The following is an 11,439-nucleotide window of genomic DNA, read 5'->3' as shown; positions in this document are numbered from 1 at the left end:
CTATGCCGTGGCCCTGGAGCGCAGCGCCGAGTCTTCCACGCCGGGTAGTGACGCCCTATGGCGGCCTGAGCAGCAGCGATCGCCTGCGAACGACAGGCTGTCCAGCCTGATGTCGAAGCGCCGTTAGCGTCGACGCCTGATCGTCACGCCGCGGGCGAGCGCAACTTGCTCGGCAGGACCTTGAAGTGGTCGCGAAAGCTTTTCGAGAAATGCGAAGACGAGACGAAGCCGCAGGCAACGGCGACGTTCATGATGGGCATGTTGGTGAGTTCGATCAGTTGCCGCGCCTTGGCGAGCCGCAGGCCGAGATAATGCTGCCATGGCGTCGTCGCGAGATGGCGTTCGAACAGCCGTTCGATCTGGCGCCGCGACAGCGACACCTGGGCCGAGATCTCCTCCAGCGACAGCGGCTCCTCGATGTGCTTTTCCATCAGCTGGACGATGCGCAACAGTTTCTTGCCGGTGCTGCCATAACGAAGGCCCGGCGGCACCGACTGGCAGGCGGCGCCGTCGCGCCAGCGATCGGCGGTGACATGCTGACAGATGCTGCGCGCCAATTCCGTGCCGCAGCGTTCCTGCACGATGTCGATGGCAAGGTCGAAGGCGGCGAGTTCGCCGGCGCAGGTGACGATCTGGCCGTCGCGCACGAACAGCGCGTCGTCGATGGCGAGATCGTAGAAGGTTTCGGAAAGTGCTGCCATCTTGCCCCAGTGGATGGTGCAGCGCGCATCGCCGAGCAGACCCGCATCGGCCAGCAGCCAGGTCGCGGTGCCCAACGCATAGATTGGGAGTTGGGCGCGGCCGATACGGCGCAGGCAGGCGCGCAGCTCCTGCGAGCCGTGCTGTTCCACGCCCTCCCCGGCGCAGATCGCCAATGCCGCCTGCGGCTCGAACGGCAGCGCCTTGGCCGCCTCGGCGAAACTGCCTGATACCTCGACGGCAATGCCGCTGGCGCTCGCCACCGAGCGTCCGTCGAGGCTGACGAGCTTCCAGCGAAACAGCTCGGTGCCGGCCAGCGCATTGGCAAGCCGCAATGGCTCGACCAGTGACGACAGGCAGAGCTGGGAAAAGCCCTGCAAGAGCAGGATGGAGAACTCGGCCGATGCTTGTGCCACTTGGGATCGCGGCACCGAACGCTGGAAACCCACACCCGGCCAGCGGGCTCCAACATCGAAGTCCGTGTGCTTGCTTGGCGCGTTCATGTGGCCCTCCCGGCGCATGCGGCAAGGCAGGAGCTCGACTTTTCCCAGGCCAAAACCGTTGAGTCACAAATTGGCGCAAAATAGCACAAAATGCAACATTGCAATTTGCGGCAAGCGTCACCCCGGGCAGTCCGAGATCACGCCCCGACGGCTGCCACGGGCGCGGTCATGCTCAACAGCCAGTCACGGAAAGCCGTCACCTTCGGTGTCCTGGCTTTCTGCGGCGTGGCAAGGAACCAGTAGGATCCCGCCCCGCGCAGTCGCTGCTCGAACGGCGCCACCAGGAGGCCGCTCGCCAGTTCGCGTTCGATGAGCGCCGTCCTGCCGAGCAGCACGCCCTTGCCTTCGATCGCGGCACGAATGCCCATGATCGACTGGTCGAAGAACGAACCGGCCGATGTGTCGATGCCGGTAACGCCGACATGGGCGAGCCAGGTGTCCCAATCCTCGTCATAGCCGGGCACATGCAGCAGGTCTCGAGCCCTCAGGTCCTCGGGTGAATTCAGCGACTCGGCATATTTCGGCGTACAGACCGGAAAGGTCTCGTCGCGCAAAAGCAGCGTCGCCTCGCGCTTCGGCCAGTTGCCCCAGCCGAACTCGATCGCGGCATCGACCTTGCCTTCGCCATGGTCGAGCGCGGTCAGCCTGAGATCGATGGTCGGATGGGAGGCACGAAACAGGTCGAGCCGCGGTGCGATCCACTGGCTGGCAAACGACGTCGGCACATGCACGACCAGCATTTCGCGCGTGCCGCGTCCGGCGATCCTGGCGGTCGCCTCATCGATCAGGCCGAAGGCACGTCCGAGCTCTTCGGCATAACGGCGGCCCCGGTCGGTCAACCTGACGCCATTGGCGTGGCGGTCGAACAGCTCCTTGCCGAGCCTGAGCTCGAGCGCCCTGATGTGCTGGGAGATGGCCGAGGGCGTGACGTTCAGTTCCGCGCCGGCGGCAGCGAAGCTGCCAAGCCGTGCCGCAGCCTCGAAGGCCCGGAGCCAGTTCAGGGGTGGTCGGGCAGAGGCCATAGCACCATTAGATTTTCTTACGCTTCCCCCAAGGTAATCGCGTTTGCTCGCACAGGCAATAGCGGTTCCAATCCGCCCAGTTCTGCATCTGGGAGGCACTGCTATGAACGTCCACTGGCTCCAGGGTTATCGCCCCGGCTACGGCCTGCCGCGCGCTTTCTACACCGATCCCGAGATTTTCGCCGAAGAGCAGGCCCGCATCTTCCGCAACAGCTGGTTCTTCGCCGGCCACTCGATCGAGCTGCCCAAGGCGGGTGACTACATGACGCTCGATGTCGGCGGCGCGCCCGTCGTCGTGGTGCGCGACCGCGACGGCAAGGTGCATGCCCACCATAATGTCTGCCGCCACCGCGGCTCGATCATCTGCACCAAGGAGAAGGGCAAGGCGACACGACTGGTTTGCCCCTATCACTCCTGGTCCTATGCCCATGACGGCCAGCTGATCGGCGCACCGATGATGGGCGAAGATTTCGACAAGGCCGCACACGGCCTGAAGCGGGCGCATGCGGAAGAGTTCGACGGGCTGATCTTCGTCAACCTGTCCGGGACCCCCTCGCCCTTCCACGAGCTGCGCGACCACCTGTCGCCGATCCTGAAATCGCAAGGCATGGCCAAGGCAAAGATCGCGCTGATCCGCGATTACGAGATCGACGTGAACTGGAAGATCGTCGTCGAGAACAATCGCGAGTGCTATCACTGCGAAGCCAACCACCATGGCTATGTCTCGGTGCAGTACGACACCGAAAACGACAATCCCGACCTCAAGGACGAGATTTCGGAGCGGCTGGGCGACTGCCGCATCCGCTGGGAAAAAGCCGGTCTCGACACGGCCCGCGTCAACACCTCGTCCAACAACACGTCCGAATGGTTCCGCGCCAACCGCACCCCGGTGCGCAAGGGCATGGTCACCGAGAGTCCGGACGGGCAGCTGGTCTGCGACGTGCTGATGGCCGGTTTCACCGATCCCGACATGGGCACGGCGCGCGCCAACACCAACATCAACTTCTGGTGCCACGCCAATTCCGACTATGCCCATACGGTGCGGATCACGCCGGTGTCACCGACCAGGACCATCGTTCGCGGCTACTGGCTGGTCGATGAAAACGCTGTCGAGGGCCGCGACTACGACCCCGAGAAGATCGCCGCCTTCCACGATCAGGTGATGTCGGAGGACTGGGAGATCTGCCGCCGCCAGTGGATTGGGATCACCTCGCCCGGCTTCGAGCCCGGCCCCTATTCGCCGACCAAAGAGGCCAATGTCGATCGTTATGTCAGGTGGTACGCCGACCAGATGACGGCGTGATCTGAGCGCGACGATGACAACCTCCCCTCCCCCTTGTGGGGAGGGATTGAGGGTGGGGGTCCGCTGGCGATGCCATGTCAGGTTCCCATCCCGGCGGGCTCCGCCTCTGGCAGTACCCCCACCCTTACCCCCCCCCACAAGGGGGGGGGGTCGCCAGCGCCTAGTCCCAGGGACACGTGAAGAATGCTCTCCAGGCCGGAAATCCTGCTGCAAGTGGCCGAGATCGAGGTGCTGACACCCCGCGTGTCGGCGTATCGTCTGTTGTCGCCCCATGGCGAGCGATTGCCCGCCTGGAGTGCGGGCGCGCATCTCAACTTCCGCCTGCCGAGCAGCCGGGCACGCTGCTACTCGCTGTGCGGCGACCCGGCCAACAGGGCCGAATACTGGGTGGCGGTCCAGCGCGAGGAGAATGGCGAAGGCGGCTCGCTCGAAGTCGCCGAGACGTTTGCACGCGGCGTGCTGGTGCGCGCCGATCCGCCACGCAACGGGTTCCCGCTTGCCGAGAATGGGCAACACCACGTCCTCATGTCAGGCGGCATCGGCATCACGCCTGTCATCGCCATGATCCACCATCTCAAGCGAAGCAAGGCGAGCTATTTCGTCCATGTCTGCGCCCGCTCGCTGAAGGAAGTGGCGTTTCGCGATATCATCCAGGCCGAGGTCGCGGCAGGGCGTGCGGCACTCCATCTCGACGGCAACGACCCGGCTCGCAGGCCTGACATGGCGGCGCTCGTCGGCACTGCGGCTGCAGGTGTGCATGCCTATGCCTGCGGTCCCGCCGGTTTCCTGAAAGCCTTCAACCGCGCCACGGAAAGCTGGCCGCGCGAGCAAGTCCATGTCGAAAGCTTCACACCCGAGGCCAGGCAGGCGGAAGGCGACAAGCAGTTTTCGGTGACCATCGCCTCGACCGGCAAGACCATCCAGGTATCCGTTGGCACGACATTGCTCGCCGCGCTCAAGGCCGACGGCCACGACATCGCGACCAGCTGCCGGCAGGGTATCTGCGGCTCCTGCATGGTTCCTTATCTCGACGGCGAACCCGACCACCGCGACCAGGCTTTGACCGACGACGAGCGCCGCGACTTCCTCACCGTCTGCTGCTCGCGCGCCAGGTCAGCTAGCCTCACCCTCGATCTCTGAACAGGCCGGCACGCGCCGGCCGCACCGAAACCAAAATTCCTCGCCGCCTGCGAGGCCAGTCCCGAAAGGCCAACATGTCCAAGCTTCCCTCGCACGCCCGCATCGTCATCGTCGGAGGTGGCGCCATCGGCACCTCCATCGCCTACCACCTCGCCAAGGCCGGCGAAAAGGACGTGCTGCTCCTCGAAAAGAACCAGCTGACGGCGGGCTCGACCTGGCATGCCGCTGGCCTGATGGGCCAGCTGCGCAGCAAGGTGAACCTGACGCGCCTGATGCAGTACAGCGCCGACCTGTGTGCGAAGATCGGTGCCGAGACCGGCCAGGACGTCGGCTGGAAGAATGTCGGCAGCCTGCGCCTCGCCGCTTCCGATGCCCGCTGGGAGGAACTCAAGCGCGCCCATACCGCCGCCAAGAGCTACGGCTTCGACATGGAGCTGGTCGGGCCTGACGAGGTGAAGCGGCTGTTCCCGCTGGTCGACACCAAGGACCTGCGCGGCGCGACCTGGATCGCCTCAGACGGCCATGTCGACCCCTATTCGCTGACCCATGCCTACGCCAAGGGCGCACGTGCAGGCGGCGTACGCATCGTCGAGGGCGTGACGGTCACCGGCTTTGCCATCAAGGATCGCCGCATCACCGCGGTGAAGACCGCGGATGGAGATGTCGGCTGCGAGATCGTCGTCAATGCCGCCGGCCTGTGGGCGCGCCAGCTCGGCGAACTCGCCGGCATCGACCTGCCGATCACGGTCGTCGAGCACGAATATTTCGTCACCGAGAAGTCGCCTGCCGTGCCCGACGACCTGCCGACCCTGCGCGATCCCGACGCCAATTTCTACGTCAAGCCGGAGCCGGGCGCGATGGCGATCGGCGGCTGGGAGAAGGAGACCCGCGCCGCCTACGGGCTCGGCAAGCTGCCGATGAGTTTTGGCCAGGAGCTTTTCCCCGACGATCTCGAGCGCATCTCGGAAGTGATCGAAGGTGCCGCAAACCGCATTCCGATCCTTGGCGAACTCGGCGTGCGCGCCGTGGTCAACGGCCCGATCCCGATCTCAGCCGACGGCGAGCCGGTCATGGGCCTTGCAGGCGACTATGAGAACTTCTTCGTCGCCTGCGGCTTCACCTCAGGCATCGCCGCTTCCGGTGGCGCGGGCCGCGCCATGGCCAACTGGATTGTCGAAGGCGACCCGGGCATGGACCTCTGGGCCTTCGACCTGCGCCGCTTCGGCCATCCGCATGGCGGGCTCGCCTATCTCAGGGACAGCGCCATCGAGGCCTATTCGAAATATTACGCCATCGCCTGGCCGGAAGAAGAACGTTCGGCCTGCCGGCCGCTACGGCGCTCGCCGCTCTACCAGACGCTGACCGCGCAGGGCGCCGTCAACGGCGTCAAGTTCGGCTGGGAACGCCCCAACTATTTCCTCAAGCCTGGCGAGGCCAAGCCGCCGCTCGAAACCTTCGAACGCGCGCCCTATGCCGAAGTCATCGGCCGCGAACACAAGATCGTACGTGAGGGCGTGGCACTGGTCGACCAGTCGTCCTTCTCGAAATTCGAGGTCTCGGGCCCGGGCGCGCTCGCCTATCTGCAGTGGCTGGCGGCAGCCAATGTCGACCGCGGCGACAACGCCGTCATCTACACCCAGCTGCTCAACAGGCGCGGCGGCATCGAGGCCGATCTCACCATCATGCGACGCGGCGCAGACCGCTTCCATGTTGTCACCGGATCCGCCTTCGGCACCCGCGACGGCGGCTGGATCCGCCGCCACATGCCGCGCGACGGCTCGGTGTCGGTGCATGACGTGACCGGCGCCTATGGCGTCATCAATCTGTGCGGGCCGCTGGCCCGCGAGGTGCTGGCCAAGGCCAGCGAGCACGACGTCTCCAATGAGGCCTTCCCCTACATGACCTGCCGCGAGATCCGCGTCGGCTGGGCGCCGGTCTTTGCTGCCCGCGTCACCTATGTCGGCGAGCTCGGCTGGGAGCTGCATGTGCCCACGGAATACATGGCCTATGTCTATGAGGTGCTGCGCGAGGCGGGTGCTCCATTCGGCATTGCCGATGTCGGCTACAAGGCGATCTCGAGCCTGCGCATGGAAAAGCGCTACCTCTACTGGGGCGCCGACATCACGCCCGACGATACGCCGCTGGAAGCAGGCCTTGGCTTTGCCGTTGCGATGAAGAAGGGCGACTTCCAGGGCCGCGACGCGCTCGCCGCCCAGAAGGAACATGGACTGACCCGCAAGCTCGCCTGCTTCCGCCTGGATGATCCCCTGCCCGTTTATGGCGGCGAGGCGATGTCGGTGAACGGCCGCGTCGTCGGCATGACGACCAGCGGCGACTTCGGCCACACGGTCGGCGCTTCGCTCGTCTTCGGCTATCTCAAGGGCGACGACATGCGCCTCCAGGAGATCGAGGTCGAGGCCTTCGGCCGCCGCAGCCGCGCCACCGTGGTGGAGCGCTGCGCCTACGACCCCACGGGCGAACGCGTCCGGATCTGATGTGGCGGCATGCGCCGCATGCCACATATTGCAACATCTGCTTGCCAATGTGACGGCAATGCCGCCACATTGGCCCCATGTCCGACTCGCAGAACCACAAGGCGCTCGCGCCGCGCCGCCATGACGAGATCCTGAGGCGGCTTGCCGCCGACGGTTCGGTCGGCATCACCGAGCTTGCCGCCTTCTTCGACGTGTCGCGGGAGACGATCCGCCGCGACATGAAGTTTTTGGCCGAGCGCGGCCAGCTCGACCTCGTCCATGGCGGGGCGACTTTGTTCGAGGCCACCGAGCCGGCGCTCACCCTGCGCAGCCAGGAGAACGCCGGCGGCAAGGCCGCCATCGGCCGGGCCGCCGCAGCTCTCGTCGAGGACGGCATGGTGGTGTTCCTCGATTCCGGCACGACCACGCTCGCCGTGGCGCATGCGCTTACCGGCAAGCAGAACCTGACCATCTGCACCACCAGCCTGACGATCGCCCTGCATATGTGCCGCCAGCCGCATGTGCGCGTCCACATGCTCGGAGGCGAGATCGACCCGTCGGAAGAGGCCGCCGTCGGCATCGACGCACTCGAAGCCATAAGCCGCTTCCGCATCGACGTCGCTTTCCTCGGCGCCGGCGCGCTGTCGCCCGATGGCGAGATCACCGACTTCACCCGCAACGGCGCCGAGCAGCGCTCGCGCATGGCGGCCACCGCCGCCCGCGCCTATTTCGTGCTCGACAGCTCGAAGTTCGGCCGGCTGACGCCGCTGCGCATCCAACGCTTCGAGCTTGCCGCCGGCATCATCGTCGACGCCCCTCCCCCCGCAGCGATGGTGGAGGCACTGGAGCGCAAGGGACCGAAGGTGATCGTCGGCGAATAGCCGACCTGGGGGAGCGGCGAGGCTGCCGCTCCGCGTTTGCCCGGCCCGACGATCAGGTCAGCTTCCGCCGCCGTTCCAGTTCAGCCTCGGTCGGGGTCTCGAACTCGAACGAGCCGGTGACGATGTCGCCGTCACGGATGTACTTGTTGACCGTCACTCCGGTGCCGGAAACCTTCGACGACACCAGCTTCAGCGCCGACGGCAGGGCGGCGTCGCCGAACAGGCGCTTGCCCTTGCCCAGCACCAGCGGGAAGATCGAGATGTTGAGTTCGTCGACGAGGTCGCCTGCGAACAGGGTCTTGAGGAAATCCGTCGAGCCCTGGGTCAGCATGTCGGGACCGTCCCCAGCCTTCAGCTTGCGCACGGCGGCGACTGCGTCCGGGCCGAGTGAATGGCTGTTTTGCCAGCCGAGCTTCAGGTCAGGATTGCGGGTGGCCACATATTTGTTGATGCGGTCGAACAGCGGGCCGATGGGATCGTCCGCATCGACATAGGGCCAATGCGCGGCAAAGATGTCGTACGTCTTGCGCCCAAGCAGCAGGTCGAACGGCCTGGCGAACATCTCGCCCACCGCCTCGGTCATCGTGTCGTCGAAATAGGGCGCCGCCCAGCCGCCGAGTTTGAAGCCGCCGATCGAATCCTCGTCGGGTCCGCCGGGTGCCTGCATGATGCCGTCGAGGCTCATGAATGCACCCACCACGATCTTTCTCATGTCTGATCTCCTCATCGCACCTGCCGACTGTACGCCTTGAAGACGTTCGGCGGAGACTCGTTCCGACAGGGTCGGGAAAAAATTGCTGGACTCTGCACCGCGCGGTCCCTGCCTCGTCGGGTTCCAGGCATATGTGATTATTTGTTGCATTTAATGTTGCATTTTGTTGCGACCACGCTAAGGTAGCGACCATCACCTTGGGAGGTCTTTTCATCATGGCGCAGGAATTCCCGACGCAGGCACGCGTCGTCATTGTCGGCGGCGGCATCATCGGTTGCTCGGTCGCCTATCACCTGACAAAGCTCGGCTGGACCGACGTCGTGCTGCTCGAGCAGGGTCAGCTCAGCGGCGGCACCACCTGGCATGCAGCCGGTCTGGTCGGGCAATTGCGCAGCCACGCCAACATGACGAGCCTGATCAAATATTCGACCCAGCTCTACAGCGAGCTTGAGGCCGAGACGGGCCTTGCCACCGGCTGGAAGAACTGCGGCTCGCTGTCGGTGGCCCGCAGCGCCGACCGCATGACGGTGCTGAAGCGCACCGCGGCATCCGCCCGCGCACAGGGCGTCGACATCGAGGTGATCTCGGCCAGGGAAGCGCAGGAGAAGTGGCCGGTCATGGCCATCGACGACCTCGTCGGCGCCGTCTGGCTGCCCGGCGACGGCAAGGCCAACCCGACCGACCTGACCCAGTCGCTGGCCAAGGGCGCACGCAACCGCGGGGCGCGGGTCATCGAACGTGTCCGCGTCACCGGCATCACCGTCAAGGACGGCAAGGCCTGCGGCGTCGAGACCGACAAGGGAAACATCGCAGCCGAGATCGTCGTCAACTGTGCTGGCCAGTGGGCGCGCAAGGTCGGCGCGATGTGCGGGGTGACGGTGCCGCTGCATTCGGCCGAGCACATGTACATCGTCACCGGCAAGATCGAGGGCGTGCATCCCGACCTTCCAGTGCTGCGCGATCCCGACGGCTACATCTACTTCAAGGAAGAAGTCGGCGGCCTTGTCATGGGCGGCTTCGAGCCCGAGGCCAAGCCGTGGGGCATGAACGGCATCCCCGACGATTTCGAGTTCGCGCTTTTGCCCGACGACTGGGACCAGTTCGAGATCCTGATGCAGAACGCGCTGGTGCGCGTGCCGCAGCTGGAAACCTCCGAGGTCAAGAAATTCTACAACGGGCCCGAGAGCTTCACCGCCGACAACAACTTCATCCTCGGCGAAGCGCCGGAACTCAAGAACTTCTTCGTCGGCGCCGGCTTCAACTCGATGGGCATCGCCAGTGCCGGCGGCGCTGGTCGGGCGCTGGCCGAGTGGATCGTCAACGGTGCCGCGACCATGGACCTGTGGCCGGTCGACATCAGGCGTTTCGCCGGCTTCAACAACAATCCGCGCTGGCTGCACGACCGCGTCAAGGAAACGCTCGGCCTGCACTACGCCATGCCGTGGCCGAACCGCGAACTCGACACGGCGCGGCCGTTCCGCCGCTCGGCGCTCTACGACCGGCTGGCCGCCAGGGGCGCCTGCTTCGGCTCCAAGATGGGCTGGGAGCGCGCCAACTGGTTCGCCGTGCCGGGCGAGAAGCCGGAGACCGAATATTCCTTCGGCCGACAGAACTGGCATGGTGCCGTGCAGCGGGAGATGAAGGCCACCCGCGAGGCCGCCGGCATCTTCGACCAGACCTCCTTCGCCAAGATCATGGTGCAAGGCCGCGACGCAGCCTCCGTGCTCAACCGCATCTGCGCTGCCGACATCGACGTCGAGATCGGCCGCTCGATCTACACCGGCTTGCTCAACGAGCGCGGCGGCTACGAGAGCGACCTGACCGTGATGCGGCTTGGCCGCGATAAGTTCCTGATCGTCACCGGTTCGGCCCAGGCCGTGCACGACGCCGACTGGATTTCGAAAGATATCCCCGAGGACGCTCATGTCACTCTGACCGACGTCACCTCATCCTATGCGGTGCTGGCGCTGATGGGCCCTCGCTCGCGCGACATCCTTGCCAAGCTGACCTCGGCGGATCTCTCCAATGCCGGCTTCCCGTTTGCCAGTATCCGCGAGATCGACATCGGCTATGCCACCGCCTACGCCAATCGTATGACTTATGTCGGCGAGCTTGGCTGGGAGCTGATCGTGCCGACCGAGTTTGCCGTCGGCGTCTACGAGGCGCTGCACGAGGCCGGTCGCGAGCATGGCTTGACCGACTGCGGCTACTACGCGCTCGAGGCGCTGCGCATCGAGAAGGGCTTCCGTGCCTGGAGCCGCGAGCTGACCCCCGACATCAACCCGTTCGAGGCCGGCCTTGCCTTCGCCGTGTCGATGGACAAGCCGGGCGGCTTCATCGGCCACGAAGCGCTGGTCGCGGCCAAGGCCAAGGCCAAGCTCACCCGCCGCATCGTCCAATTCACGCTCGACGACGCCGCCCCCATGCTCTGGGGTGGCGAGTTGATCCTGCGCAACGGCAAGCCGGTCGGCGAAGTGCGCTCGGCATCCTACGGCCACACGCTCGGACGCTCCGTTGCGCTCGGCCTGCTCGACAATGCGGAGGGCGTCGACAAGGACTTCATCGAAAGCGGCCGCTTCGAGATCGACCTTGCCGGCGAACGCCACACCGCGACCGCACATCTCAAGGCGCCCTACGACCCCAAGTCGGAGCGGGTGAAGGCCGACAGCACCGACCTGCGCGAAGCCACCTGAACATTCACCCTA

At 65.4% G+C, this 11,439-nt stretch carries 8 protein-coding genes; 5 read left to right on the top strand and 3 right to left on the bottom strand.

The genetic code is table 11. From position 1 onward, the window contains the following. Positions 1 to 143: 143 nt before the first annotated feature. Positions 144 to 1,202, bottom strand: a complete 1,059-nt coding sequence (locus tag CO731_RS27440) for a GlxA family transcriptional regulator (RefSeq protein WP_159091749.1) — start codon at positions 1,200 to 1,202, stop codon at positions 144 to 146. Between the two features lie 137 nt (positions 1,203 to 1,339). Beyond that, entirely contained in the window at positions 1,340 to 2,224 is an 885-nt protein-coding gene (gcvA, locus tag CO731_RS27435) for a transcriptional regulator GcvA (protein WP_108610265.1), read from the bottom strand. A gap of 103 nt (positions 2,225 to 2,327) precedes the next feature. On the opposite strand from gcvA, the gene CO731_RS27430 reads away from it, so the two are divergent. The 4 genes from CO731_RS27430 to CO731_RS27415 all read left to right on the top strand — a co-directional run bounded on the left by CO731_RS27430 (position 2,328) and on the right by CO731_RS27415 (position 8,022). Then, positions 2,328 to 3,527: an aromatic ring-hydroxylating dioxygenase subunit alpha gene (locus CO731_RS27430; RefSeq protein ID WP_108610264.1), complete on the top strand. Its 1,200-nt coding sequence runs from the start codon at positions 2,328 to 2,330 to the stop codon at positions 3,525 to 3,527. Positions 3,528 to 3,710: 183 nt separating this feature from the next. Next, on the top strand, positions 3,711 to 4,667 hold the full coding sequence (locus CO731_RS27425) for a PDR/VanB family oxidoreductase (protein WP_108610263.1): 957 nt from the start codon (positions 3,711 to 3,713) through the stop codon (positions 4,665 to 4,667). A gap of 74 nt (positions 4,668 to 4,741) precedes the next feature. Beyond that, the gene (locus tag CO731_RS27420) at positions 4,742 to 7,162 is read left to right on the top strand and encodes an FAD-dependent oxidoreductase (RefSeq protein WP_108610262.1); all 2,421 of its coding nucleotides are present in this window, start codon (positions 4,742 to 4,744) and stop codon (positions 7,160 to 7,162) included. Between the two features lie 77 nt (positions 7,163 to 7,239). Further along, the gene (locus CO731_RS27415; RefSeq protein WP_108610261.1) at positions 7,240 to 8,022 is read left to right on the top strand and encodes a DeoR/GlpR family DNA-binding transcription regulator; all 783 of its coding nucleotides are present in this window, start codon (positions 7,240 to 7,242) and stop codon (positions 8,020 to 8,022) included. Positions 8,023 to 8,074: 52 nt separating this feature from the next. Here CO731_RS27415 and CO731_RS27410 read toward each other — a convergent pair whose 3' ends face one another. Continuing rightward, positions 8,075 to 8,734: a dihydrofolate reductase family protein gene (locus CO731_RS27410; protein WP_108610260.1), complete on the bottom strand. Its 660-nt coding sequence runs from the start codon at positions 8,732 to 8,734 to the stop codon at positions 8,075 to 8,077. Positions 8,735 to 8,949: 215 nt separating this feature from the next. On the opposite strand from CO731_RS27410, the gene CO731_RS27405 reads away from it, so the two are divergent. Beyond that, the gene (locus CO731_RS27405; RefSeq protein ID WP_108610259.1) at positions 8,950 to 11,427 is read left to right on the top strand and encodes an FAD-dependent oxidoreductase; all 2,478 of its coding nucleotides are present in this window, start codon (positions 8,950 to 8,952) and stop codon (positions 11,425 to 11,427) included. The last annotated feature ends 12 nt before the right edge of the window (positions 11,428 to 11,439 follow it).

Source organism: Aminobacter sp. MSH1, assembly GCF_003071665.1.
GTDB classification, from domain to species: Bacteria; Pseudomonadota; Alphaproteobacteria; order Rhizobiales; family Rhizobiaceae; genus Aminobacter; species Aminobacter niigataensis.
Note: the sequence above shows the minus strand (reverse complement) of the source record. Positions and strands in the feature narration are given on the sequence as shown.